The 23674-nt window shown below is 48.8% G+C and carries 28 protein-coding genes, 2 tRNA genes and 2 CRISPR repeat arrays; of the genes, 12 read left to right on the top strand and 18 right to left on the bottom strand.

The genetic code is table 11. The annotated features are described in order from the left end of the window. Positions 1 to 18 precede the first annotated feature (18 nt). Positions 19 to 294, top strand: a complete 276-nt coding sequence (locus tag U2F10_RS23515; protein ID WP_163671217.1) for a cupin domain-containing protein — start codon at positions 19 to 21, stop codon at positions 292 to 294. A 107-nt stretch (positions 295 to 401) separates the two neighbouring features. On the opposite strand, the gene U2F10_RS23510 is transcribed toward U2F10_RS23515, so the two are convergent. From U2F10_RS23510 to U2F10_RS23485, 6 genes are all read right to left on the bottom strand, one after another. Continuing rightward, complete coding sequence (locus U2F10_RS23510) at positions 402 to 569, bottom strand: NblA/ycf18 family protein (RefSeq protein ID WP_006516719.1); 168 nt, start codon at positions 567 to 569, stop codon at positions 402 to 404. 677 nt (positions 570 to 1246) lie between these two features. After that, complete coding sequence (locus tag U2F10_RS23505; protein ID WP_163671216.1) at positions 1247 to 1819, bottom strand: NYN domain-containing protein; 573 nt, start codon at positions 1817 to 1819, stop codon at positions 1247 to 1249. Between the two features lie 378 nt (positions 1820 to 2197). Further along, a tRNA-Thr gene (locus U2F10_RS23500) sits at positions 2198 to 2269 on the bottom strand. Between the two features lie 11 nt (positions 2270 to 2280). Then, a tRNA-Tyr gene (locus U2F10_RS23495) sits at positions 2281 to 2365 on the bottom strand. A 379-nt stretch (positions 2366 to 2744) separates the two neighbouring features. Then, entirely contained in the window at positions 2745 to 5060 is a 2316-nt protein-coding gene (locus U2F10_RS23490; RefSeq protein ID WP_499873410.1) for a hypothetical protein, read from the bottom strand. Positions 5061 to 5202: 142 nt separating this feature from the next. Then, positions 5203 to 5628 carry a hypothetical protein gene (locus tag U2F10_RS23485; RefSeq protein ID WP_499873409.1) on the bottom strand — a complete coding sequence of 142 codons (426 nt, stop codon included), beginning with the start codon at positions 5626 to 5628 and terminating at the stop codon, positions 5203 to 5205. Between the two features lie 380 nt (positions 5629 to 6008). Here U2F10_RS23485 and U2F10_RS23480 point away from each other — a divergent pair, with 380 nt between their 5' ends. From U2F10_RS23480 to U2F10_RS23435, 10 genes are all read left to right on the top strand, one after another. Beyond that, positions 6009 to 6332, top strand: a complete 324-nt coding sequence (locus tag U2F10_RS23480; RefSeq protein ID WP_499873408.1) for a hypothetical protein — start codon at positions 6009 to 6011, stop codon at positions 6330 to 6332. Positions 6333 to 6334: 2 nt separating this feature from the next. Continuing rightward, positions 6335 to 8698 carry a hypothetical protein gene (locus U2F10_RS23475; protein ID WP_499873407.1) on the top strand — a complete coding sequence of 788 codons (2364 nt, stop codon included), beginning with the start codon at positions 6335 to 6337 and terminating at the stop codon, positions 8696 to 8698. Further along, on the top strand, positions 8685 to 9260 hold the full coding sequence (locus U2F10_RS23470; RefSeq protein WP_499873406.1) for a hypothetical protein: 576 nt from the start codon (positions 8685 to 8687) through the stop codon (positions 9258 to 9260). Before U2F10_RS23475 ends, U2F10_RS23470 begins: the two co-directional genes overlap by 14 nt. After that, a complete protein-coding gene (locus U2F10_RS23465; protein ID WP_499873405.1) occupies positions 9261 to 9521 on the top strand; it encodes a hypothetical protein in 261 nt (86 codons plus the stop codon). A gap of 112 nt (positions 9522 to 9633) precedes the next feature. Then, positions 9634 to 10179, top strand: coding sequence for a hypothetical protein (locus U2F10_RS23460; protein WP_499867767.1), 546 nt, complete (start codon positions 9634 to 9636; stop codon positions 10177 to 10179). Between the two features lie 6 nt (positions 10180 to 10185). Further along, positions 10186 to 10488 carry a hypothetical protein gene (locus tag U2F10_RS23455; protein WP_499873404.1) on the top strand — a complete coding sequence of 101 codons (303 nt, stop codon included), beginning with the start codon at positions 10186 to 10188 and terminating at the stop codon, positions 10486 to 10488. Beyond that, positions 10488 to 10925: a hypothetical protein gene (locus tag U2F10_RS23450; protein ID WP_499873403.1), complete on the top strand. Its 438-nt coding sequence runs from the start codon at positions 10488 to 10490 to the stop codon at positions 10923 to 10925. Before U2F10_RS23455 ends, U2F10_RS23450 begins: the two co-directional genes overlap by 1 nt. After that, positions 10906 to 11538 carry a hypothetical protein gene (locus tag U2F10_RS23445; protein ID WP_499873402.1) on the top strand — a complete coding sequence of 211 codons (633 nt, stop codon included), beginning with the start codon at positions 10906 to 10908 and terminating at the stop codon, positions 11536 to 11538. Before U2F10_RS23450 ends, U2F10_RS23445 begins: the two co-directional genes overlap by 20 nt. Then, positions 11511 to 11732 carry a hypothetical protein gene (locus tag U2F10_RS23440; protein WP_499873401.1) on the top strand — a complete coding sequence of 74 codons (222 nt, stop codon included), beginning with the start codon at positions 11511 to 11513 and terminating at the stop codon, positions 11730 to 11732. The genes U2F10_RS23445 and U2F10_RS23440 overlap by 28 nt, the downstream gene beginning before the upstream one ends. Further along, positions 11701 to 12507, top strand: coding sequence for an FHA domain-containing protein (locus tag U2F10_RS23435; RefSeq protein ID WP_499873400.1), 807 nt, complete (start codon positions 11701 to 11703; stop codon positions 12505 to 12507). The genes U2F10_RS23440 and U2F10_RS23435 overlap by 32 nt, the downstream gene beginning before the upstream one ends. Before the next feature lie 319 nt (positions 12508 to 12826). Beyond that, a CRISPR array of direct repeats spans positions 12827 to 13215; the repeat unit is 35 nt; unit sequence GTTCAGATTCCATTACCCCGAAAGGGGACGGAAAC. Positions 13216 to 13726: 511 nt separating this feature from the next. Here U2F10_RS23435 and U2F10_RS23430 read toward each other — a convergent pair. Beyond that, complete coding sequence (locus tag U2F10_RS23430) at positions 13727 to 14311, bottom strand: peroxiredoxin (protein WP_499873399.1); 585 nt, start codon at positions 14309 to 14311, stop codon at positions 13727 to 13729. Positions 14312 to 14887: 576 nt separating this feature from the next. Between U2F10_RS23430 and U2F10_RS23425 the strand changes: the two genes are divergently transcribed. Then, a complete protein-coding gene (locus U2F10_RS23425) occupies positions 14888 to 15469 on the top strand; it encodes a hypothetical protein (RefSeq protein WP_499873398.1) in 582 nt (193 codons plus the stop codon). Between the two features lie 86 nt (positions 15470 to 15555). On the opposite strand, the gene U2F10_RS23420 is transcribed toward U2F10_RS23425, so the two are convergent. From U2F10_RS23420 to U2F10_RS23370, 11 genes are all read right to left on the bottom strand, one after another. Continuing rightward, on the bottom strand, positions 15556 to 15960 hold the full coding sequence (locus U2F10_RS23420) for a hypothetical protein (protein WP_499873397.1): 405 nt from the start codon (positions 15958 to 15960) through the stop codon (positions 15556 to 15558). A 458-nt stretch (positions 15961 to 16418) separates the two neighbouring features. Beyond that, positions 16419 to 17039, bottom strand: coding sequence for an NUDIX hydrolase (locus U2F10_RS23415; protein ID WP_499873396.1), 621 nt, complete (start codon positions 17037 to 17039; stop codon positions 16419 to 16421). Between the two features lie 466 nt (positions 17040 to 17505). Continuing rightward, positions 17506 to 17965: a CRISPR direct-repeat array (repeat unit 35 nt; unit sequence GTTCAGATTCCATTACCCCGAAAGGGGACGGAAAC). A gap of 389 nt (positions 17966 to 18354) precedes the next feature. After that, entirely contained in the window at positions 18355 to 18843 is a 489-nt protein-coding gene (locus U2F10_RS23410) for a hypothetical protein (RefSeq protein ID WP_499873395.1), read from the bottom strand. 176 nt (positions 18844 to 19019) lie between these two features. Then, positions 19020 to 20399: a hypothetical protein gene (locus tag U2F10_RS23405; RefSeq protein WP_499873394.1), complete on the bottom strand. Its 1380-nt coding sequence runs from the start codon at positions 20397 to 20399 to the stop codon at positions 19020 to 19022. A 3-nt stretch (positions 20400 to 20402) separates the two neighbouring features. Further along, a complete protein-coding gene (locus tag U2F10_RS23400) occupies positions 20403 to 20936 on the bottom strand; it encodes a hypothetical protein (RefSeq protein ID WP_499873393.1) in 534 nt (177 codons plus the stop codon). Positions 20937 to 20947: 11 nt separating this feature from the next. Then, a complete protein-coding gene (locus U2F10_RS23395; RefSeq protein WP_499873392.1) occupies positions 20948 to 21346 on the bottom strand; it encodes a hypothetical protein in 399 nt (132 codons plus the stop codon). Next, complete coding sequence (locus U2F10_RS23390; RefSeq protein WP_499873391.1) at positions 21339 to 21920, bottom strand: hypothetical protein; 582 nt, start codon at positions 21918 to 21920, stop codon at positions 21339 to 21341. The genes U2F10_RS23395 and U2F10_RS23390 overlap by 8 nt, the downstream gene beginning before the upstream one ends. A gap of 56 nt (positions 21921 to 21976) precedes the next feature. Then, entirely contained in the window at positions 21977 to 22183 is a 207-nt protein-coding gene (locus U2F10_RS23385; protein ID WP_499873390.1) for a hypothetical protein, read from the bottom strand. A gap of 31 nt (positions 22184 to 22214) precedes the next feature. Next, complete coding sequence (locus tag U2F10_RS23380; protein WP_499873389.1) at positions 22215 to 22397, bottom strand: hypothetical protein; 183 nt, start codon at positions 22395 to 22397, stop codon at positions 22215 to 22217. A gap of 2 nt (positions 22398 to 22399) precedes the next feature. Continuing rightward, the gene (locus U2F10_RS23375) at positions 22400 to 22609 is read right to left on the bottom strand and encodes a hypothetical protein (protein ID WP_499873388.1); all 210 of its coding nucleotides are present in this window, start codon (positions 22607 to 22609) and stop codon (positions 22400 to 22402) included. Then, complete coding sequence (locus tag U2F10_RS23370; RefSeq protein WP_163698516.1) at positions 22606 to 23640, bottom strand: ParM/StbA family protein; 1035 nt, start codon at positions 23638 to 23640, stop codon at positions 22606 to 22608. Before U2F10_RS23370 ends, U2F10_RS23375 begins: the two co-directional genes overlap by 4 nt. Positions 23641 to 23674: the final 34 nt, after the last annotated feature.

The raw sequence follows: 23674 nt of genomic DNA, 5'->3' as shown, positions 1-23674 counted from the left end.
CTGTCAGCAGCACACAGCATGAGCAATATCCAAGTTAATCCTCAGCCTGATAAAACCGAACTGGATGCAATGGGCGTTTTTTCCTGGCCTGTTTGGCAAAAAGAGGCATCAGAATTTCCATGGCATTATGACGAGACAGAAACTTGTTACTTCTTAGAAGGAGACGTTGTCGTTACACCAGATGAAGGCGCTCCCATTTCTATGGGTAAGGGTGACCTAGTCATCTTTCCAGCCGGCATGAGTTGCACTTGGCGCATCAACGCTACAGTTAGCAAACATTACTCGTTTGGCTAATCCATCCCAAATTTTCAGCACTTGCCTAATAGGACTAAAGCCCTTTAAAGATATCCCCTCGAGGTTGCGCTTCGAGGGGATACCTTTCTGAGCTTTACCATAGCGACTTATGCATTTTTAAGTAGGTGTTTTACTAAATTATCTTTAACCATCATTTGACGCATAACTTCTAAAACATAGTTTTGCGCATCCTCATGGGAAAGATTACGCACTTGCTCTTTTAAAACCTGCAGTTGAAACTGCTGCTCTAACGTTAATTGACCTGGCATATCCATAGGTCACTCCTCCATAAATCATTGACGAAAACAAAGGCGCTAGCCCGTTATCGTTACAAAGATTTTAACCATGCTGCAATTAACCGTCAACCTGTCAAGCAATAAATAATCAAAGAAACATTTGTTTACAAGTTTACCGTCGCTTTGGTAGTGAAATATGCAGAAACGCCTTCTATGAGCATATCCCCTGTGTAAATCTACGCGCCTCTAATCAAACTTTTCCCATGCCTTCTCATAAAGAAACAAACCTTTCAAAGATTGCAAGAGGCCTCAATGAATATAGTCACCTTGGAATTCTCGATTTTTCTAGGCCCAATACAGGGTGTGTGGGTTAGCCACAACCATAAAATGAAAAGCACCTTATCAAGGCGACCTCAGCTGCGTATAGAAAATTACATCTATAGCTTGACGCCCATAGTTCACAACATCAGTTATGACTGAAAGCTACGAATAACAACAGCTATAGGTGTATCACACTGCTGCTGGCGCAGCCTCTCCTTTGGAGATATGCATTCAGCAGTATGCTATAGAAGTTCCCAGCCCATCTATTTTGAGCCAGCCTAATCATCTTGTAGATATAAATTAAGCTCAACCAGTTCACTACTATATGAAGCACTTATGCTTGAAACAGATTCAAGACAATAGTGAACGTTGCCTAATTCTTAGTTATCAACAAATCAAACACTGAGGGCAGTCATTTCAATACCAATATTATTAGAAATCAACTGCTCCTTACTCAAAGAAAAAGCTTCATCACATACATTCTGCAGTTCTCTGGGTACCGGTCGAAAAAGGGATAAGACACCTGCTTGACAGCCAAGATCTTGCACTCGTTCAATAACAGGAACAAATTCTTGATCACTAGTCACTATCAAAGCATAGTCATAGTTTTTCATGGCAGCATGATAGACCATGTCTGAGACAAGATGTACGTCTACTCCCTTCTCACTATAATTCCCGCCTCCTATGGGTATTGCATATCCTAAAACCACCTTAGAAGTTTGCAATATGTCCTCACCATGCTCACTTTCAAGTGATGCTAAATGCGGCTCACATGTATAGAAAAAAGTTCTAACTAACTGGCGACCTTCGAGAAAGATCTCTCCAAACCAATGAATCGGTTTGATAATTTTAACTTCAGATCCATTAAGGCAGTATCGGAAGTTTGTTCCATCGATAAACACCATGGCTTTTTGAACATGAAGCGCTGGTGCACGCAATTTTATATTGCCATCGTAAGACTTATACATAACGATGATTCCTAATAACAATCATGCCGATACTGGAGTTTATAAACCCTCTTGAGCACTAGATAGATGCAATTAAGAACCCTTGTGATGTCAAATTTGATATCCTTAGCGCAAACTTGAAATTGCTTGACTATCTAAGGAGTAATTGGAGTAATTTACTACAGCGTGTGCCTAAGCTCTAAAAGTTTCAAACCTAATGAACTCAGAGACAATCACCGTGGAGACGTAGTTCCACGCTTCATCAGATGATCATTCATGAATCTGAACACCTATAGCAGTGCCATGGCCAACTGAAGCGATAGATGCCCCAAAAGACATGAAAAACCTATGCTTTACCTATTGAAAAGCAAACACAAAAACTTAATCTAATAACTCAGAAGCCTTCAACGAGAATTGAACTCGTGACCTCTCCCTTACCAAGGGAGTGCTCTACCGCTGAGCTATGAAGGCAAAAGACTATGTGGTGGGCCGTGTTGGATTCGAACCAACGTAGGCGTAGCCAGCGGATTTACAGTCCGCCCCCATTAACCACTCGGGCAACGACCCACTACCACATACACCGGCAATTAGACCGGCAATGCCAGGAGGCGGACTTGAACCGCCGACACGAGGATTTTCAGGGCTTTCAAAGCTCATAACAATCATAGAACAAGGTCATGAGTACTTTTCATAGTCCGTCACGTTCTATCCCCCAAATAGCTCTTTCAGCACACTAATCTAAAAGTCTTCCTCGGTTAGAGTTGATCGACTCATGATTCATCGCTGATTAGTGTCGGATTCAAGCAGTTAGGCGAGTTGCAAGCGCAACTCAGATGTAGATGGAGATTTCAGAGGTTACACGCTCCAGCCGTCTCATACGCCAACAGGCTGGGAATGCCCAGATTGTTCTAGATAATGGCCAGTTGCCGTAGCCCGTGTCCAAAACCTACGCGTCACTCTGAATCATGGCAAGGAATCGGTCCCGTAATTCCCTTAGGTTAGTATTGTCTGGAACTATTTCTAGGCAGCGATTCCAGCAAGCTAAACCATCCTGAATTAGAAGGCTAATTTGTTCGGTAGCTTCTTGACCATCTAAAAATATCCCAAATTTGATGCAGGTTAAGCCCTTGTTATTCAGCGCATTGATATAGTCCGGCGCACGCTGTAAGGCCGCATCATAGGCCGCTATCGACTCGCCATAGCTCGCCATAGCCGCTCCGTGCTGAGACAGCCCCGCTTGTAAATCCGCCAGCCGCTGGAGCGAAAGGCCCTTATTATTCAGCGCTTGAACAAGGTCCGGCGCACGCTGTAAGGCCGCATCATAGGCCGCTATCGACTCGCCATAGCTCGCCTGGGCCTCACCGTGATGAGACAGCACCGCTTGTAAATCCGCCAGCCTCTGGAGCGAATTGCCCTTGTTATTGAAGCTGCTTGTGCTCTCAGGATTTTCCTCTAAATCATGATTGTAGGCCGCAATCGCTTCCTCATATTCCCGTTGCGCCGCCCCATACATCGATAGGCTCTGATAGTACTGGCCCTCGGCATCGGAAATCAGGCCTAGTTTAAAGTCGCTTTGAATCAACAACTCTCGACGCATATCCAACAGCGCTCGGCACATCTCGTATCGGCTGACCTTCAGCATCTCCTCAAAAAGGGTTACCCAGAGATCAACACCCTGGCTCCAGTCAAGCTGATTGAGATGGTAAACAGCCTCAATATTTCCCAACTGCCGATAGTGCTCTGTCAGAAGCCTATGAGCGCTTTGGGTTCTCGGGTCATCATTGAGCCGACGCATCAGGTCGTGAATACGATATTGAACCGGCTGATCGCCCTCTTCAATCGACCACACGAACGAGAACTGCGTGACCCGCTGAAATACAGCATCAAAGGTGGCAAAGTTTAGGGCTTTCCCTAGCACTTGAAATAGCTCTTTATTGAACGAACGGCAGGCACTCAGGGCATAGATTGTATTTTCGGTATCGGCATCGACATACTTCATTAGCAACCGGATCAGTGTCAGTCCTTTCTTATGAAAGTCGGTCTCGTACTGCTTAAACTCGGTCGCTGCAATAGTCTGACCGCTGGCCTTGGCCTCCCTAACCACATCGACACACAGAGCTAGATACAAAGGATGCACTTCACCCGGTAAGACCATGGCATAGGCAATAAGACTCTCCTGAAGAGCCGCATCGGTTAGCCCCAAGGGTGTATCGGCTTCAATCTTTGTCAGATACGCCTGAGCATCCTGAGTCGTAAAATTGCCGACACGCTTAAGAGACAGGGCATCATTCGGAACCTCAGACTGGTCTGCCTCAGACCAGCGGGGGCGAGACCGCCCTGTAATCACCGGAATGATACCGGCTTCTGTGTTGAGCTCCCGCAACAGCCGTCGCAGCCAGGCATCTTGCTCAAAATAACGATAGCTAGAAACGTTACGCTGGTCCCCCCAAAACTTCTCGTGAGCATCAAACATCAATACCATCCGGCTAGGACCATTATCTGCTGCCATTGCCTGATTGAGGTCCTGGGCCAGCAGCTCCGGTAGCCGCTCAATCAGCTCCGTATCTTTGTCGGCCTGGCGAATGGTCTCCAAAGTCTGTCGATCTAAACCGAAAGACTGAAACTTGAGGGTCAGCGTCTCACTCAGCCCCTGGGCTCCAAAGTCGAAAACGGCTTTGATGAGTGCCCCTACCGGATTGCCACTCACCGCATCCATCACCGTGGTGGCCAGTCCAGCCAGCTCATTGAGGGGAAACAACGCCCGCACCTGCTCCACCGAACGCCCCGTCTGACTTAGATACCACAGACAGGCGAAATCGAATCGAGGAAAGACTAGACGATGATTACCAGACGCTGACGCTGCCAACTTTTTACGCAACATCAGGGGACCAAACACGGGATCTCGTGGCTGTTCTTCACCGGGGGGCTCTTCGTTAAAGTCGAGCAGGGCCACGGGGATGGGGTGGTAGGTGCCTACTGGCAAACTACCAATGGACCTTGCTAGCTCAACATCAGACTGGGTGCACAGGGCAGCCCACTGGTCAGCACTAATGAGACGACGGCAGGCATTTTTCGCTAGATATTTCAGGAGCAGCGATTTGCCATTGCCGCCCTCGCCATACCAAAACAGAAAGTCCGACTGAGCCGAGTCCTGGTTGATGCGTTCTACTAGAAGCCGCACAAACTCATGACGGTCCGTGAAAAATCGTAGGGACTCTCCCCGATTAGCAACCGATTGTCCCCGACGGCTGTTCAGACTCATAAAAGACTTTCAAGGGTAAGACTGATGTTTTCCTTCGCTGACCCTTTCCAAGATAGTTGACCTCGAATGAGGGGTCAGAAGAAGCGTAGGATATCTTCAACTCCATTGAAGCTATAGGTACACGCGTCATTCGTCACCGCGTTCAGGCACTGAATCTGCACCAGTTCAAGGGCTTGTGAGGGTTTCTCATCTTCAAATTTTCAATCAACCTTTTGGACGTCGCCTGATTGCGAGTCAAGCCATTCAACTGGAGTAATAGTTTCCCGCTTAATTCATCTTTTTTAGTACGGCTACGGACGGAACCTGAAGGTGCTACAGCTAACTGCTGTGAGCGATTCTTACGCCGCTGACTGCGAGCTGTATTGTCGGATCGTTGACTATACCTCTGCTGAGCTCGCTGTGGCGGAGATGTGTCAAATCGCTGCGGTGGAGACACTTTGATAGGGCTGTGTTTGCGACGTCTAGAAGATGCTCTAAAAAATGGACGACCTTCGCGACGGCACTTTTGATATTGCAGATAGAGCAACGCAATCACCGCCCAGATAAGTACAGCTAGCAGTACATCCATAGTCAAAAATTACATATCCTTTATTAGTACAAGTATTTGGAACTATTGAACATGGCGAGTCCCATGACACGTGCCCAAATCCCTGAGTCAGCGCTGGCAGACGTGGAAACACTAGCGGCATGGGCGAATTCAAGCGCTATAGCTAGCATTGATGAGCTTACTAGCGAGATGCGACTAAAAAGCTTATGTAAGAAATCGATACGTACACGAGAACGAGAAACCATCCACGATAGCCCTCAGTCCAACTCGCCCTTTTGAAAAAAACGTCACAAACCTCATAGAACTTGTCCGAACTGGCATCTCAGTGAGGTCTAGACTTGGACGTTTAAACAAGATCTTCAGTACTATCGGAAGGTACCAAAAGCTTGAACTCGTGAACGATGCAATTCCAAGCCAGTCATATTCCTGCCGATATCGACACCTACGAAAAGCTAGCCGCCTGGGCCTGTACTATCCTCAATGCTCACGGCTTTGCCCTCGACTACAACGAGCGCCCACCCTCTGTCGTCACTGGTGATAGTGGTATCCAAGCGCAATTTGAGCGAAACGGCCCGTTCATATCACATCAGAAGGACAATCGGCTTATTTTTCGTTGTGCCTTCCTCTTAGAGGATGATCACGCCAGTTCTGCCTATGACATGGAATACAAGGCGGTGAAGGAATCCTTGACCGCACCTGTAAACGTTGACTTCATCCAAAGTTAGCCATGCCTGACTGGTCGCGCTACACCGTACAGGGGGGACATCTCCCTGCCGAAGCACTTCAACACAAACCCTATAGCCCGCAACCAGCAGACCCTAGGCCCAATCCATGGACAGCCAGGCAAAGACCGGGGTTTCAACGAGCCGCTAATCACTTTGCGTCAAAAAATCATGCGGCGGCACCAAGGCCCTTAAATGTGAGAATGCCGTTGAACCTTAAGCCCGTGTCCCCAGTGAGGGCGGCGGCGCAAGGGATGAGATTACAGGTCCCCAGAGCTAGAACGGCCATCCAATCCGTAAGACTTCCAGCCCCCGCAAATGTCCTCTCGAATTTTTCAGGTCCTCAAAAAGCTAGCGCTGCCTTAGCTACCGCCACAGCCGTAGGGACAGCGGCCTACAATCTCGGTCAAGGCCAAGGACCAGCTCAGGCAACGGCAAGGGCCTTAGCTGCCCCCTTCTCAAGTGCCGCAGGAATGATCAGCGAAGGCCTACTCAACGCCCCTGCTGGACTGGCATCCACATCAGCGGCCCTCATGAGGGGACGTTCAGCAGCTGACGCCGTTCAAGCGGGCAGACGGTTCGACAACTCGCTAGGCGCTGATGCCGTTTCCGGGAGAGTCAATGACTTCTTCGGCAATATAGGTTCAGGGATAGACAGCTTTTTCGGTTGGAGCAGAGCACCACACAGGCAAAGCCGGGAAACGCCTGATCCCAGCTACGGGACTGAGCCTGACTTCTGGGGAGAGGCTGGAAAGAGGTACGACGTCACGTACGAGCCATCCAGAAAATACGGCGAAGACTCCTCTCAAGGGGCAACCGACTGGATTCCTCTAGGGCCAAGAACAGAGAGGGGGGTAACCGGACCGATCGGAAAGACCAGCTACAGTGACCCCGACAATGTCACTGGAAATCACAAGTTTATTGGTGTCACCTCTCCTGATGGCGCTAGACAGTCATTCGAAGAGTTCAGGACAAGACATATCGTATTCGGCACAGGGACAAGTAATACAGACGTCATTGATGTTCGACTTGAAATCATTGATGTAGTCGAAGTCTCTAGCGGGAAATCAGCAAGCAAAAAGCCGAACCCATACGTTCCTCAACCAGCACCCAGGACACCGGGGTATGGTGAGGGTCAGTCATCGCCTGAGCCAAGTACGTCAACACCCAGTCCAGCCTCACTCGCCTTGCCCGCAGCAGCTGCAATCGGTCTCGGTGCCGCTGCTGGGCTTGGGGGACCCGGCCCCGCCAAGCCCAGCACGCCAGCGGGTGGACCTAGAGCAAAGCCGAGTACGCCAAGTTTGCCTAGACCGGCAAACAAGCCGAGTGCTGCGCCTGGCAACAGTGGGGGTGGTCAACCCAACCTGCCCCCTGGAAAGAAAGGCGACAAATGTGGCTGTAACAAAGGGATCTTAGATGGCGTTAAAAAGCTATTTGCCAACAATGCCACGGATGCCGCCCAGCTAGGGCTGTTGACAAAAATTGATGCAACCACCACGGCCAATAGTGTTGGCATCGCTGCTAACAATGCGCAAGGCGTCACGATATTAACCCGGTTGCAGCAGGCTCAACAATTTGCCGAAAAGGCCTGGCAAAACACCCATATCGATAAGCTCATTAATCTAATGACCCTTGTCACCGTGCTCCACAATGGCGCAATGATCAGTCGTGACATTGGCGAAACGCTGGGCTATGTCGTGAGTAATGCTCTGGCTGCAATTGGCGTCAAAGACGAAGGCGGCAACGCCCTGGATATCAATGGCTTGGTGGGTGATAGTGTCACCAATTTCATCAAGTCAGTGGTGGGTGAAGATGTTTATGAAGACACCCGCACCAGCTGGCAAAAGGCCAATCGCGTGCTTCAGGCTGGGTCAAATATCGTCTGGACATTACGCAATATAAATGACGCCACACAGGACGTTCTGGAATGGACCGCTGAGAACACTGGCAAAATTGGTAATGCTCTTAAGAAATACGGTGTTGTGGGAGATCGCGCCTACCCATGGATGTCAGAACGGGTCAAGGCACAGGAGTTCTACCGCACTAAATTTAGTCGCGTATTTCAAGGTCTCGAATCAGCAGAGGATACCGCTAGCAGTCTGGCGGTCGTCACCTCCAATGTTCGCGAGATTCAACAAGAGGTTGATGAGCTAGGTGAGGCGCGCGCTCGATTCACCGATGCCGTCACCGCCTTTGGCCCAGAGGATACGCCAGGCCTGGATGAGGAAAATCAACTACCGACCAGCGCCCCTGAAAACCAGCCGATCAAGATAGCCGAAGAAGACGCCGAGGGGGTTAGCCAGAGCCCCAACGTTGCGATCTCAACCGATGCTCAAAGAGGAGATCCACCTAACGATGCCACTCCCTGATAATTTTTCACCCGTTGAACACCTTCAAGACACCATCCGCCGAACATTCAGAACCGAGGTTAGAGAATGGTTTCGAGATATCGACTTGGATGGTGACCTAGACATCAATACACCTCGGAGCAGTATGGCTTTGGCCTGTGAACATCGTGATGATGACTCCTTCAACATGACCATTGGTCGAATACTGCTGTTTGAGACATTGCGCGGTCGGTTCGCGGATCGACTGCTGGGTGGCAATGATGACGTAGGTATCACCAACTATAGAACTGATGTCCGTCGCCGGACACGACCTAAAATCACTCTTTACTTTTTAGAAGACGCTACCGACGTTGAGCCAGGTTATGCCCCTATTGATGGTCGTATCAGCTTTAGGCTGATGGATCACACGCCGGCCACCATCAATCCATCTGTAGCCCAAACCTACGCCCAGCGAATACGAACCACCTTTGTAACAGGTAGTGGTTTTGTCTGGAAAAAGGGCAGGAACATGTATAGCTATAGCGATTGGCCAAAAGGCTACCAACTACAGTTACTCTGTCGCACTGAAGCAGAAGCCAGATGAGTGACTGAGGCAGTTCTTGATATTCAAAATGACACACCTGAGTGGTCATACTTCAATGAAAAAGTCAACGCGGAACCAGCTGCAGCGTTTCCAACTATTCCAGATATTGACCAAGCGTATGGTAAAAGTCGACGTCAGCCCAGACGACGACCCGTGGCTGATGTCCGTTTTCAGTATGCATCGCTCGAAGTGCTTGGTGTGCCAAACCCTATCATCCTGGTAGACCGTACCGGCATATTACCCGCGCCATTGGTCAGTTAGTTTTCTAGCGCTATCAATTAAAAACCACAGGAAAGGCTAAACCTTTCCGGCTGACGTTATCTAGGGTTTACATGAGTTAGAAGGGTATCAGATCCTCTACGGTACTCTCCTTATGTCTAGATACAGCGACATTCGTCGAGGCGCACAGCTGAATGCGGCTCAGCAGCAATATATCGAATACATCAGTACCCCTCGTGATCCTAATATCGGTTCTCGCGGCTCAAGGCCTCCACAAAAGCCTGTATATATCGTTCCTTTCGGTTTTGACCTTGGGGTTGCGACGGATGTTATTCAAGCCAGTAACAGCGTTCAGGGATATTCGGCTTTAGCAGCCAATGTGAACGCTGCAAGTGGAGCGGCTGTTACTGATGCTATTGGGTCAAGTACTATCTTTCCGATTAATGGCTTTAGCCCTGCTCGTGTGGTTTGGAACCGCGCTACAGACAAAGTTTTGGTCCCTAAGCGATCAGCAATTACCAATCAGTTATACGGTGCCTATGAGAACGTAAACCGCGATAGCTGCGCGTTTGGTAGAGCAGCTGAAGACGATGATATGCACGATGTATTTGCAGCTATCAAGTCTCAGATTCTAACTACGAACGCAGGTTTCGGGCTCAATCGAGTCTCCCTAACTCGCGAGCGTCGGAGATATCGGTAGACCCCCATGAAGCCAAAACACGACATCCTCGATCCGTTTATGACGTGGCTTGATATGAACCCTGAGCACGGGGAAAGTGATCAGCGTCGAGCCATTGAACAACTTGCAGTACGACAGGAGCTGATCCAAAACTGGCTAGATGGAAACGAATACGTGGATGCCGTGTTGGACTGCATCGAAGAGCATGGCTTAGATGCTGCTGGCTATGTCGAGGCTGTAGAACACTCGGTCAATCAGTTTATTTACAGTGGTGGTGCTGCTTACATTACTAACGAAAGCGGGGTACTGTTGCCCGCACATATAGGTTGATGAGCTGGCAACTACTGCAAGAGGTAGAACCTCAGTTTGAATGGCTCACTCTGGGACCACCCATTGTTGGTGAGCCCACCCTGAAGATAGAACAAGACTGGTCCTATGCTGGGGCATTCCCCGGTCGGGCTTATATCACCGTCGTTCAGCAGTTTCCAGATGGTTCCTTATACGGCTTCAGACGGTTTTATCCGTATCGAGATCCACGCTTGTTTAATCCTTCCATCCCCAACCACTTGGAGGCTTCAGGCTGGAATGTTTACTCAATTCGTTTGAAAGTCAACCTATGGGGACAATGGCAAGCAGAGGCTAACTGGCGAATTCGAATCTACGAATGGATTGGCAATACCCCACCCGCAATATTTGTCGATCCGGGTGTGGGTGAGAACAATCCTTCAACCCCTGACCTAATCTACGATGGCGGACAAGAAGTTTGATGTTGTGCTCCTAGCGCGACGTGTGGAGGGTGTGGAGGCTCCTAGCTCCATCAAATATGGGGAAGTTGTGCAATGCCCTGATGCCAATAATGGCGAAGGTGCTGTTTATATCGGTCGGCCAGATGGGACGCCGATGCTGCTCAATCAGGCCACAAACCCGCAAGAGCTGTACTTGACGGTGCCTGAGCAGGCGAGCGATTTATTTATCTCGACGAAAGAGACCAATCGAAAAATACCGTGGACGACGACCCCTAGAGCCGCTAATGATGTTTGCTATCGAATTGGTAACGACATCACGTTATCGCCAGATGGGAAAGACATCACATTGCCGATTGGTACCTTCGATATTTGGTATCGAATCCATTTTTCCACCATGGAAGGCTATGCCGTTATCGGCATCTTGGATAGCAGCACCTTGGAACCACTGAATAAAAGCTCGGTGGGCGTGGCTGAACCGGGTAAAGAACCCGGCAAAATCCGGGAATCCATTGGCCGAGCCGTCTTTTTCGTAACGTCACCGATCACCATTAGCGTTGGGGTTGAGTATGCGGATTCGAATCAGGATAAACGGCTGAGTTGGTGGGAATGCTGGTGTCACATACAGAAACGCTGATTGGCTCTATTCCCCCTGGGCAGATTGCCCCGATGGGGACAGCAACATTGCCTGTCAAGCAGCTGCAAACGCTCCTGATTAGCCTCAACAATCAGGCGGTTGAGATTTCAATTCGTGATGGATTTCTGGAAATAAAAAACCTCACTGACCACACGGTTTTTTATGCTGGCTCCTGTTTACAGCCAGACGATTAAGCTCAAGTGGCACATGGCAATGCTACAAATCCTTGAGTACAGGCCAGGGCGAGAGACGCCCATTAGACACACGATCAATTTGGCCCGACTACCGGCCACCATTGGGCGTTGGGACCAGGCGACCTACCCAGTGGCTGTTGGCATGGATCCACGACTTGTCTTTGTGCGCTCGATTTCTCGCATCCATGCCACGGTTTACCGCGAGGGGGACCAAATCATGCTCAAAGATGGGGGCGACCAACCGAGTCGGAACGGCCTCTGGCGCAATGGGGTGCAATTGAATCGGCCCGTACGGATCTATGAAGGCTGTGAATATGCGCTCGTGCCCAGGACAGGGGACTATGGCCTACTCCTGAAGTGGCCCGTCACTGAACCGAGCACTGACTATCCCACCCTGGGGCTTGAAGATGTGGATAGTTTGAAAGCGGAGTTGAAGGACTCTGACGAGCAAATAGCGACCCTGACGACGCAAGTTGACCAGCTGACGATTCAACAGGGAGCCACCCGAGATACAGCGCTCTCGCTACAGAAAGAGGTCAGTACGATCAAAACTGAGCTCAGAACTGTGAAAGCCAAAAATCTACGTCAGGACTCACGGTTAAAGCAGCAGAACCGGTGGCTCTTGGGCCTGGCCATCGTGGTGTTGGCCGCCACATCGCTATTGCTGTTTGGCGATTCCGATACGCTGGAGCTGATTTGCAAAACCGTGCTGTCTGTGATCGGTATTATCAGCGCGATCGCAGGATTCAATCATGAAAAAACATCCCAGAGTTAATCTGACTGGGGGTGGTCGATGACAGACCAAAGGAGCCCAGATAGCTGACCCACAAGGCTCTTAGAGATTGAACTCAAAATATTAAAAATTCATCAGAGGGGTTAGGATTTAAATATCCTGATGCTAATCTGAGGGGGTCAGACGAGCCTTGAAAACCTAATTCTTCCGTTGACCCCCTCAGATTGATTACTGTGAGGGACATTCAAACGTTTTTCACAGGGTCTTATTGGGAGTCATTTTCGATTGTGTAGGGTCAGTTTTGCCCCCTCAGATTTAGGTGTCTGGAAAGCCCTAACCACAGTAGTTTCAAAAGGTAGGGGTTCAGATTCCATTACCCCGAAAGGGGACGGAAACGTGTAGAAATCGGTGCGACCATCGATTGCGTTTTGGTTCAGATTCCATTACCCCGAAAGGGGACGGAAACACAGATTATTAGTCTTGTCCTTAATAATCCCTACTGGTTCAGATTCCATTACCCCGAAAGGGGACGGAAACGATTAAGCTGTTTGTATCGCGGTACACTTTGACATCAAGTTCAGATTCCATTACCCCGAAAGGGGACGGAAACTCATATACGTCTGAGGATGCAGCCGGGAACTCATCGTTCAGATTCCATTACCCCGAAAGGGGACGGAAACTTATCTACATTGCTTAGAACCTTGCCACAAGCCGGGTTCAGATTCCATTACCCCGAAAGGGGACGGAAACTTACCCGATTAAGGGATGAATGACTCAAAATCAACACCAGGCCACGTTGCCAATTCCATTACCCCTCTCAACATACAAGGGGACGGAAATGACTAGAATTTTCCCCAGACTGACGTGAGGGTATGTAGATAGCTCACTGGTGGTTAATTACTTGGCTCGCTGCGAGACCGGCAACTAATCAATTTCAAAAAACAGCCCTGACCTTTAAGGGGTCAAGGCTATAAAAACTGAGTTCAGAGGCGATTGGGCCGGGCTACGTTGTATAGCTGCCACCTGATATTGCTTGGCGGGGTTCCGTACGTTGGAGCTGATTGGCAAGGTTGTGCTGTCCATTATCGGCAATAGCAACGCGATCGCAGGCTTCAATCATGAAAAAACATCCCAGAGTTAACCCGACTGGAGATAATCGGGGTATACAGATACCTCGTTGGTGATTATTGACTTGGTCCGCTGCCGATTTAACGACCAAGATAAGCGGCGGCAGATGGTCTTAGCATCATTACAAATTCCCTCAGCCGTCCGCTTCGTCGACTTGTGATGCGGCGTTGTTCCGCAACCAGTCAATAACTTCATCGGCATTGCTATCAGGCGGGAAGACTGGGTAGAAGACTTTAGCGATTTTCCCTGCTTTGGCAATGAGCGTAACTCGTTTAATAAGTCGCAGGTCTTCTATCTCAAAAGTTGGTAACTTCAATACTTGGGCAAAACTTAAATCACGATCGCTCAAAAGATCAAATGGTAAGTGAAGCCGCTCTATTGCTTCTTTTTGATATTCAGTATTTTGCGTGCTAAGTCCAAAGACCTGCGCTCCCAACTCGCTCAGTTCTTGGTGATGATCCCGAAAAGCACAGGATTGTGCAGTACACCCCCTTGCACCAGGAATCTCGTCCCATCCGTCAGGTAGCGGAATGCCAGGCTGCCCTGTCATTGGGTAGCAATAAATAATAACCAGTCCTGCGATCGCTGATAAATTTACCCAACTATCTTGAGTTGATAGTAAAGCGATCGATGGCAAAGACTCTCCAAGCAAGTGATTGCAAGCGCCGTCATCTACTGGAGCGGGCAAATTTTCCGGCAACTCTGTCAGTTTTTCCATATGATTCACTGTTTCTGCAATTCACCTCACACTAGCAGACAATTTCTCAACCACTTTCCTATCAGGAGCTTAAGCCTCATAACGGCGAGCGTCACCAGCGGCAAATAATATTGAAGCGAAGTCAGGGGTTGCCAATCTGTCCGGTGCACGCAAGGGTTAGCTGGCTACTTTCAGCCTTGAGACTAATTACAGAGACCTCTAAGCCAAACGACTGAAGAATTTAGAAGGTAGCAACCCCTGAACACCTCCAGCCGTCAAGCCTGATTAGAACTCATAGGACAAAAGGGGCTTACCATCATTTCACTCTTACCCTCTGGCTTGGTATTGGCTAGGGGTTTTTTATTTGTTGACGATAGCGATTATTTTTCTTAATAAAAGAACGGATTTCAAAGACATTATTTCATTGTCCCGTTGCGTAGCGGGCAAATAGTCAATGAAATACCTGTCCTTAAAGTCTTGGTTTAAGGAGGGGGCTGTAGACGAAACCAAGGAACAAGGTAGTGGTGCTTAACTGTCCCCGCTGGTTCGGTTAGAATCCAGCTATTTTTGACACAGTACTCTCAGTCTATAGAGAACATGAAAATAATCTTCTGGTTAACTAAGATCGGGCTGCTAACAACCTCCTGTCTTATTGCGGTCAGCCCTGCATTTTCACAAACAGTTGAGCAGGCCCCCTCTTCTCCGGACTCTCAATTGACATCTGAACTCGATGAAATTGTGTATTTCGAGGGGAATTGGCGCTGTCAGCAACCACCGAGTTCACTATCGTCAGAATCAATTGCCCTAAATTGGCAAGTCGAGCGCGATCTAAATGACTCCTGGTACGTGGGCTATGCCGAAGAAGTCGCAACGATAACCAATTCTGCCCCTACTAGCTCGCGAGAATTTTTAGGATACGATGCGGTCTCAGAGCATTTTGTTCGCGTGTCTGTAGTTAGCAATGGTAACTTGCTCAATCTGACGTCATCAGGCTGGCAAGATGAGCAACTCATTTGGGAAGGCACGGTTACGACAAGGAATGAGCTAATTTCTCTTCGTCAGATTATTACGAGAGAAAATGAAAATACTTTCGCGGCAACATACTTTGTTCTGGACACTGTCAGCAATGAGTGGCAAGCCGCAGTTAGCGAAACTTGTGAGAGGCAAGTTTCATTTTAAAGGTCAGGGCTGTTGTCGTTGATGTAGGGCGTTATCGGTTTTAGATTTTGCTTACGACAAACGTGCAACATGGCTTGGCCCAAACGCTAGATAACTGTCCAATCGTCATCATGCGGTTCAAAGTCCGATGGATCATTGATGACCCCCATGCGTAAATCCTCACTACGCTGATCCTGTAATTCGATCTCACGGTAATACCTGAGGATATTGACCAAGACTTCGGCCTCGATTGGCGTTTCTTCTTCGTCATTATCATCGTCGGCTTCAGAGACGGAGAGCGGAAGAGAGCCGCCTACAATCTCATGAATGACGGACGCGAGGCGCACACGCTCTTCTTCCCAATTGTTTTCAAAGGCTGTGATGCTCAGGATCGACTCGCCTGTAGAAACACGAGAACGTAATTCGCCAATTGACAAGCTGGTTAAGCCGCATAGCCGCTTGATCAACGAAACCGGCAGCGTCTCTTCGGTATATCGAAAACGTAGTGTCATGGATGCGTGCTACTGAGACTTGAACCGATAAAAATTCAATAGAGGGCAGCTTTCTGCCTACGCCTCTGATCCGGTAGATTCGGTAGAACTATTTCAGGCTAATACCCCGATTCTAATCTGGCCGTTGATCGCTGCTGTGAGGGTACAGGAACAGAGCAGTACTGAGACTAATTACAGATACCTCTAAGCCAAACGACTGAAGAATTTAGAAGGTAGCAACCCCTGAACACATCCAGCCGTCAAGCCTGATTAGAACTCACAGGACAAAAGGGGCTTACCATCATTTCACTCTTACCCTCTGGCTTGGTATTGGCTAGGGGGTTTTTATTTGTTTACAATAGCGGTCATTTTTCTTAATAAAAGAACGGATCTCAAAGACAGTTGTCAAATGTCAGTTCCAACACCCTAAGCATCGCAGTAGCAAGGTCGCAAGCCGATTTCACAACACACTCACACCATTAGTCGAATTCCATCATCGGCTGTGAGTCCCTCATGAATCGGAACGCTGCCACCAAATCACTCTCAAGTACGCGTCCGGTCGATAGTGGTGGTAACGCCTCTAAATCGAAAAACCCTACATCCATCGTTTCGGCCCCTGGCTCTGGCTCACCTTCAAGCCCCTCGCAGATAAAGAAAATCTTGTAGAAGTCGCGCACGTCAGGATCGTAGTTGTGCTTAGCCTTGTGTCTAATGCCGTAAACGGACTTAGCTTTGGCCCGAAGCGACGTTTCTTCCCAAATTTCCTTCTCTACATTTTCGGCGGGAGAGCAGCCGACTTCCGCAAACCCACCCGGAAGCGTCCACAATTGATCAGTCGCCTCACGGACCAGTAATATCCGTTCATCGCGAATCACAGCACCACGAACATCGACTTTGGGAGTTGCGTAGCCACTCGCAAAGTCGGACACCAAGTCTTCGATTCGACCAATTGGTACGCTTCCGAGTGTAGATAGCATTCGATTGGCTATTTCCGCGACCTCGCGATAGCGCTCACGGTCATACTCATCAGACGAAAAGAGCAAGCCGTTCGATGCGATGCTTTGCAATCGTTTCGCCCACGCCAACCAGAGATCTTCCATTCGATGCCCTCGCTTTCAGATATGAAACGGAAAGATAACCCAAGGTTACTTTATGTCAGTGAAATGCGCATGATATCGATGCTTATATCGGCAGCAGCAGCGCGATCGCAGGCTTCAATCATGAAAAAACCACATCCCAGAATTAATCTGACTGGGTGCGCGCGATGACAGACCAAAGGAGCCCAGATAGCCGACCCACAAGACTCTTAGAGATGGCACTCAAAATATTAAAAATTCATCAGAGGGGTTAGGATTTAAATATCCAGATGCTAATCTGAGGGGGTTAGACGAACCTTGAAAACCTAATTCTTCCGTTGACCCCCTCAGATTGATTACTGTGAGGGACATTCAAACGTTTTTCACAGGGTCTTATTGGGAGTCATTTTCGATTGTGTAGGGTCAGTTTTGCCCCCCTCAGATTTAGGTGTCTGGAAAGCCCTAACCACAATAGTTTCAAAAGGTAGGGGTTCAGATTCCATTACCCCGAAAGGGGACGGAAACCCATGAAACTCTAAGCTATCAATGCCTTGCTCAGGTGTTCAGATTCCATTACCCCGAAAGGGGACGGAAACTCGAGCTCTTTTCCACGCTGTGTAGAGTTGGCCTTGTTCAGATTCCATTACCCCGAAAGGGGACGGAAACTGTTGCGTAACTCCTCTATGGGTATACGATCACATTCGTTCAGATTCCATTACCCCGAAAGGGGACGGAAACAACTTCCTGAAGGTCGTGTTTGACCTTCCGTTCGGGTTCAGATTCCATTACCCCGAAAGGGGACGGAAACATGTTGTTATCTTCTCACGCCTACACAAATATCCGTTCAGATTCCATTACCCCGAAAGGGGACGGAAACTTAGTGCACTATTGATGGCCGTTAGCTTCTCAGAAACAGTTCAGATTCCATTACCCCGAAAGGGGACGGAAACCAATCTGACGCTGAATCAAGGACCTCACCCGCTTGAACGTTCAGATTCCATTACCCCTCTAAACATACAAGGGGACGGAAATGACTAGACTTTGCCCAAACTGACGTGAGGGTATGTAGATACCTCACTGGTGGTTAGTTACTTGGCCCGCTGCGAAATCAGCAACTAATCAATATCAAAAAAACAGCCCTGGCCTTTACGGGACAGGGCTTTGGCCTTCTAATTCAAGGAAAGCTATACATCCTTAGAATGCCCATGCTGGCGTAACTGTCACATACGGTTTATTGGCTGATCAAGGCCAAAAGTAGCCCTTCATGTTTGGCTAACTGGCACATACCGGCTAATGGCCAGTGGGGTGAGATCGCAAATTTGATTAGTCGCTCAATCCATCAAGCTTCAGGAACATCAGCAGTTAATTCAGGAATATACGCCCAATGAGTAGGTTGCGGCTCAATGGTCATCATGGTGCTTGCATCAGTAAACGTATGACCATCCCAGTCACATATTGAATAGCAAGCATCACCATCAAAGTTGACGGCAGCTAAGACAGGCAATAAATCAGGGGGCGACTCAGTTTCAACAGCGAACCAAACACTAGACTGACTGGAGTGAATCAACGTTAAGGATTGAGTTTTATAAAAATACTCAACATGGGAGTCTTGAGCAGAAAACGAATCCCAAATGACGCCATCATCATCTTCATAGGGACCTGCATCGCTCAATTGAACTTTGTAACTTACATAAGTTGGGCTGTTATCTTCCCAAGCTGATAGCCCAACAACCAGTCCTAATCCTTGTTCTGTTTGAACAATATCGCCTAAATAAAATTCAGATGTTGGAACTGTTTTTTGTAACTCTTGTAGTCGTTGAAAATCCATTTTTCTTTCTTAATAAATAGTGTGACAATTCAGTGTCAGCAGGTGTCAGCGAGTGTCAACCGACAGGTGTCAGCGTGACAGTGTCCTTGACGTCAAGACCTGTCATCCCACGTGTCACTGACGTCAAGGACACTAAAAAACAGCTTCTCCTTGACATCCAGGACAGTGACAGCAACCTATGTGCCAATCAAGCTAAATTTGTCATGCCCTGCTAATTTTTCCATCTTCATCGTTGGGTTTTGCCTCCCACACATATCTACTAGATGTGCCCTAACATCACCAACCTTCAAATCTCCATCTTCTTTCGTTATTGTGATACCTCTATACACAGTCCTTGGAGTCGCAGGCTCTGGTTTTTCTTGAAAGTATTCAATGATTCGCTCATCAATTGACAGGTCTATTTTCGTAAATGGATTGTCAATAAAGGCATCGTGAACACGCTCTTTTTCTGGCACCTTTGATGGGCACTTCTCCAGTGGTTTCAAGTTACCTGAATAGGCCGAAATCTGGGACAAGCAGGGACCATTGTTATCCCACATTTGCCAGTATCCAGATAGATTCCTAACGTGTTTTTTCTGAGACTCATTCAGGGAATATCCGGTAAATTTCGTAAAGACTTTTGCCATCCAATCATTGTTTTTTCGTTCTCCGGTCACTGCGACAGTCGAGCAGTTTTTGAGGATATCAGCGTCAATATCCAGGGCCCCTGCATTAGACGTCTGGGTTAAGATGCCGCCTAGCAATCCCATGCCCGCACCTGTCGTTAACAATCGAACGAAGAACGTCCTTAAACGCTCCTTGGTCGGATTGGTGACCAAGGCACGCATACTGATGTACTCATCTACGACAAACGCGTGTTTGGTCTGGTTGCCATCTTGTTGAAGACTGCTATTCAGCATTTCCTCCCACCGATCAAGAATCCAGTTCAACTGAGCGTCGGTAGCGGTTGGGCTAATCAAGTAGCCGTTCCAGGATTCAGGCACTTTATCCGATGCCTTCAACGAGATGTAGTCAACCGGGATATCGGACAATACATGCGCAGCTGTGGTCGTTTTACCGTTTTGACTGCGGCCAAACAAGAGCAAGTGGGGGGCATTACCAGATAGCTTGACAGGGGCCACCGGCAGCTCAGGGGACTGGCTCCCAATGGCCGTCTCCGTCGTAGTCGACATCTGTGGCGTAGTCTGTGTCTCCTGAGCTATCAGCTTTTTTGCATCAACAGCCTTGTTTAAGATCGGCTTGATTTTTTCTTCTAGCTGGTCCTTGGGGTAATAACGCCTCAGGGTTTCCAAGTCGCCGCTTTCAATGGCCTTGGCCTCATCATCACTGAGTTTAGTTGCCGCACCAGAAATAATCAGGCCGATGAGCGCGGAGGCGATCACCCCCCCTGGCATCACGGTGGATAGCAGTCCACCCCCAAACACACCAACCGCTACACCAATCAGTTGAGAGGGCAGACTATAGCGCTCTAAGGCATGGGCAATGGCAACTTTCCGGCAATCCTCCAATGTTTCATTGAGTTCTTGTTTAAGTTCAGATTTCAAGGTGGCATCCATCGCTTAGGCCCTCCGTTGCATCATTTTGCGAAACGCGAACCATAGGGAGAAGCCACAGACAATAGATACGATGCGCCCCATATTGAGCCAGTTGATATCGCTAATCATGGGCGTTCCGTACTGGTTGTCAAAGATGTCCCACGCCCAGCTACAAACCGCTAAATCTACGGTGAATGCGGCCAACGCTACGTAAATTCGACTCAGCCATACTTTACGGGGGGTGTTGACACTGCATGTGAATGGGCGGATCTCAGCGTATTGAATCACTAAGATTGCAATTAGCCCAGTCAGGTCAACAATGACACCTGCCCGCGCAAGGACGTTTTCAAATAGCTGTTGATACGGCCCAATGTTAGAAACAAACAGCTGTAGCGGGATTATAAATGTGGCGTAGACCAGGACTTTGACGATCCAGTTATCGATCTTGTCTGGGTTGTTACCCAGGTAATCAGCTTGTTTTTTGAGGTCTTCAGCCCCCTTGCGCACACGCTCAGCCGTGCGTTGAACGCGGGTCCATCCTCGTGTTTTGGTAGTCATGGGTATGGTTCCTATTGTCTAGAAATTCGTTGTTGAATAACGCTTTGGTCCGGCGTACGTGCAATATCCGTTAAGGTGCCATCTGCAGTAGTCAGCGCCGTGTTGCCATACAGGTCGCAAACAGGGGTATTCGGCTTAGGCCCTGATACCTTGAGTGAGGGACTAATCTGACTGGATTTGAGGAGTGGGCAGCCCTGCCGATAGCGCTCGTTCGCCTTCTTGCGCTCTAACTCAGCCAGCTGAGATTCCCGTTCTTGGCTAACCTGGAGCTGTTTCACCTGAGTGGCGTGCTCGTTCTGGGCCTGAACGTCGGGATTGAGACTGGTGACGGTGATGATGCATCCGACTGCTGTCAGGACTATGCCACCTGCTACCTGGAAAAAGTTATCTCCATTAATTCGTTTAATCATTATTGAGTAGCTCCACGAGCGCGGTTAAACTGTCTTTTGTTTCAGTAGGTCCATGGGGACTGCTAGCGCCCATGGGTTGCTGCGCCTGATTTTTTTGGCTAAATAGTCCGCTAATAGACACCGCTAAACCAATGAGAATGAAAGCCAGCCCGGTCATTGTTTGCGGTGACAATCCTGGAGCCTGATGCTCCATGGAGAGTGAGGCCGTCTCCTCGGCAGTGCTCACCACGGATTCGGGCAACAGCTCCTTAGGCAAAAGGTTGGCAGGGACTAACGGGACCTCTATGCCGTTAATCTTGCAATTTCCTTCCGCATCTAAATAGAGGTGGGCTTGTTGCGTACTCAAGCCAGCTGGTTTGATACTGAAGCGGTAAAAGGTGTTGTTGTACGACATTCCCCAGGCCACTTGAGTGGAATTGCCTGGCATTGACGTTTCGCTCAGTTGAAAGCAGGCCGGTCTGAAGGCAAAGGACGCTTGTCCAGCTGGGGGAAGTGTTTGTTGGCTGGGGATCTCCACCCCATTAAATACGTACGACTGCCCTGGATCGTAGGGCTGTAGAAGTGTAGTTGACATATCAACTCTAACCAGTAAGGTGTGACAATTTGATGGGGATGCGTGATGAATCAGGATTAACGAACGTGAGTTGAATCGTGACGGCGAATCAGGTTTTTCCAGTGAGAAAATTGATTGATGCTGGCAATCAAAAGCTCAGCGGCTTCAGGGCTACAGGTGTTGACAAAGTTATTGACATAAGCAACCGCATGGGTTCGATAGCCGTTGCCTAACCTCTTAGATGCCTGAAAAATGGTTGCTTTTTGGTACTCGGTTAACGCCATGGCATGAGAGTGGTTACAGCAGGACGTGAGGCTATTGGACCGTTACGGTCCCGTCATAGCCGGAGTTCGCTAAAAGGCCTTTTTTGGCAATCAGGTTTTTGATTTGCGCGTCCTTCAAGGTGCCGACAGGCTGACCCTGGACATCTAACAGGATGTTGTTATGGATACGGCCACCCTTGCTGATAATGGATGCGGCTTCTTTTTGCGTTGTCATAGCTAACTCCAATCGGTGAGTTGTGAAAAGTCGTCGTTGGGCTCAGCAGCCTGGACCTGGGGCAGTGACGAAGCCGGTTGATGATTGGCGTGCTGACTGGCGGCCCAGGTGCTAATGATGTGGTTGAGCGCCAGCCGTGGATCGTCGGTGTGGATTTGCGCCATCACCTCACGTATCAACGGCTGAAACCCTTTATCTATCGTGATTCTCATGCGTTGACCTTACGGATGGCATAGGCATAAAGGCCACGGGAGTTGGCCCACTGTGGCTCGCTCAGCACCTGAATATTGCGCTTTGCTAATAGACCTTTGATGCCAGGCAGACAGGCACCACCACCAATCGCGATCAAGGCTGTCGCTGACGCCATACGATCTTCTGTCGGTCTGACCATGGGCTTAAGCACCCGGTTAACCCACTGGGGTAATTCCTGTTTGTAGGCTTCGGTAAATTTCCAGTTTGGATACTGCGTGCCGTAGGTGAAGTGGGTGCTCTCAATACCGGCTCTAATCAGGTGGCGATCTCCTTCTCTCTTGAGGTGTTGTCGCACTAATGGGTTTGTTGCAACCGCATCAATGAGACTCTCAACACCCCCGTTTTGGCTATAGCTTCTATCGGTCATGACCAGACCATTAAACGAGCTAACAATCAACGTGCCATTGCCTAAGTCATAGACTAAAGCATTCGTGAAATCAGAGTGTCGTTGATAGGCCAAAACCGCTCCAGTCCCTTCCTCTAGCACGCCATTAACAACAACAGAAATCACGGATAGTTTGTTGTTAACCATCACATGATGTTGTCCTTCGAGAGCTGTTTTTAAGCCCTTTCCGAGAGTCGCGCCATCATGGACTGATGCCGTAATAGAGAGACTCCATTCTGAGCGAAACGGCATCAGAGAAAGCGCACTAAGTAACAGTTGTAGACCCAGGTCAATCTTGCCGGTTTTGTCATCGGTGACGCGGGCTAGGGCTCGGGGTGCATGGTAGTAAGCATTGATACCACCGATCCATTGTTTGCCGACCAGGTCAGCGCGGTCACCCTGGAGATACTCTACATAGCCTTGGGTTTGACCCATGCTCAGACGCTCAGTTAGATAGGTCACATAGCTATCGAGACGGTATTCTCCCAGTCCCGTCACCAGCTTTAAAGCCCCATTGCCAATGTCTACACCAGCCGGTTGAACCATGGGGCTGGTCGCGTCAGATGTGGCAGAGACGGGCAGATTTGCCAATACTTGAGTAGTCATATATTTGAACCTCTATGGGTTGATGCGTAAGGGG

The sequence above is a fragment of the Leptothoe sp. EHU-05/26/07-4 genome (genome assembly GCF_043421015.1).
In the GTDB taxonomy this organism is placed as follows: domain Bacteria; phylum Cyanobacteriota; class Cyanobacteriia; order Phormidesmidales; family Phormidesmidaceae; genus Leptothoe; species Leptothoe turfae.
This window is presented reverse-complemented; position numbering and strand designations above follow the sequence as displayed.

What these genes read in the sequence shown, in the direction of transcription:
- U2F10_RS23515 (WP_163671217.1), top strand. Translation starts at nt 19, where the DNA reads ATGAGCAATATCCAAGTTAATCCTCAGCCTGATAAAACCGAACTGGAT.
- U2F10_RS23510 (WP_006516719.1), bottom strand. Translation starts at nt 569, where the DNA reads ATGGATATGCCAGGTCAATTAACGTTAGAGCAGCAGTTTCAACTGCAG.
- U2F10_RS23505 (WP_163671216.1), bottom strand. Translation starts at nt 1,819, where the DNA reads ATGTATAAGTCTTACGATGGCAATATAAAATTGCGTGCACCAGCGCTT.
- U2F10_RS23490 (WP_499873410.1), bottom strand. Translation starts at nt 5,060, where the DNA reads ATGAGTCTGAACAGCCGTCGGGGACAATCGGTTGCTAATCGGGGAGAG.
- U2F10_RS23485 (WP_499873409.1), bottom strand. Translation starts at nt 5,628, where the DNA reads ATGGATGTACTGCTAGCTGTACTTATCTGGGCGGTGATTGCGTTGCTC.
- U2F10_RS23480 (WP_499873408.1), top strand. Translation starts at nt 6,009, where the DNA reads ATGCAATTCCAAGCCAGTCATATTCCTGCCGATATCGACACCTACGAA.
- U2F10_RS23475 (WP_499873407.1), top strand. Translation starts at nt 6,335, where the DNA reads ATGCCTGACTGGTCGCGCTACACCGTACAGGGGGGACATCTCCCTGCC.
- U2F10_RS23470 (WP_499873406.1), top strand. Translation starts at nt 8,685, where the DNA reads ATGCCACTCCCTGATAATTTTTCACCCGTTGAACACCTTCAAGACACC.
- U2F10_RS23460 (WP_499867767.1), top strand. Translation starts at nt 9,634, where the DNA reads ATGTCTAGATACAGCGACATTCGTCGAGGCGCACAGCTGAATGCGGCT.
- U2F10_RS23455 (WP_499873404.1), top strand. Translation starts at nt 10,186, where the DNA reads ATGAAGCCAAAACACGACATCCTCGATCCGTTTATGACGTGGCTTGAT.
- U2F10_RS23450 (WP_499873403.1), top strand. Translation starts at nt 10,488, where the DNA reads ATGAGCTGGCAACTACTGCAAGAGGTAGAACCTCAGTTTGAATGGCTC.
- U2F10_RS23445 (WP_499873402.1), top strand. Translation starts at nt 10,906, where the DNA reads ATGGCGGACAAGAAGTTTGATGTTGTGCTCCTAGCGCGACGTGTGGAG.
- U2F10_RS23440 (WP_499873401.1), top strand. Translation starts at nt 11,511, where the DNA reads ATGCTGGTGTCACATACAGAAACGCTGATTGGCTCTATTCCCCCTGGG.
- U2F10_RS23435 (WP_499873400.1), top strand. Translation starts at nt 11,701, where the DNA reads ATGCTGGCTCCTGTTTACAGCCAGACGATTAAGCTCAAGTGGCACATG.
- U2F10_RS23430 (WP_499873399.1), bottom strand. Translation starts at nt 14,311, where the DNA reads ATGGAAAAACTGACAGAGTTGCCGGAAAATTTGCCCGCTCCAGTAGAT.
- U2F10_RS23425 (WP_499873398.1), top strand. Translation starts at nt 14,888, where the DNA reads ATGAAAATAATCTTCTGGTTAACTAAGATCGGGCTGCTAACAACCTCC.
- U2F10_RS23420 (WP_499873397.1), bottom strand. Translation starts at nt 15,960, where the DNA reads ATGACACTACGTTTTCGATATACCGAAGAGACGCTGCCGGTTTCGTTG.
- U2F10_RS23415 (WP_499873396.1), bottom strand. Translation starts at nt 17,039, where the DNA reads ATGGAAGATCTCTGGTTGGCGTGGGCGAAACGATTGCAAAGCATCGCA.
- U2F10_RS23410 (WP_499873395.1), bottom strand. Translation starts at nt 18,843, where the DNA reads ATGGATTTTCAACGACTACAAGAGTTACAAAAAACAGTTCCAACATCT.
- U2F10_RS23405 (WP_499873394.1), bottom strand. Translation starts at nt 20,399, where the DNA reads ATGGATGCCACCTTGAAATCTGAACTTAAACAAGAACTCAATGAAACA.
- U2F10_RS23400 (WP_499873393.1), bottom strand. Translation starts at nt 20,936, where the DNA reads ATGACTACCAAAACACGAGGATGGACCCGCGTTCAACGCACGGCTGAG.
- U2F10_RS23395 (WP_499873392.1), bottom strand. Translation starts at nt 21,346, where the DNA reads ATGATTAAACGAATTAATGGAGATAACTTTTTCCAGGTAGCAGGTGGC.
- U2F10_RS23390 (WP_499873391.1), bottom strand. Translation starts at nt 21,920, where the DNA reads ATGTCAACTACACTTCTACAGCCCTACGATCCAGGGCAGTCGTACGTA.
- U2F10_RS23385 (WP_499873390.1), bottom strand. Translation starts at nt 22,183, where the DNA reads ATGGCGTTAACCGAGTACCAAAAAGCAACCATTTTTCAGGCATCTAAG.
- U2F10_RS23380 (WP_499873389.1), bottom strand. Translation starts at nt 22,397, where the DNA reads ATGACAACGCAAAAAGAAGCCGCATCCATTATCAGCAAGGGTGGCCGT.
- U2F10_RS23375 (WP_499873388.1), bottom strand. Translation starts at nt 22,609, where the DNA reads ATGAGAATCACGATAGATAAAGGGTTTCAGCCGTTGATACGTGAGGTG.
- U2F10_RS23370 (WP_163698516.1), bottom strand. Translation starts at nt 23,640, where the DNA reads ATGACTACTCAAGTATTGGCAAATCTGCCCGTCTCTGCCACATCTGAC.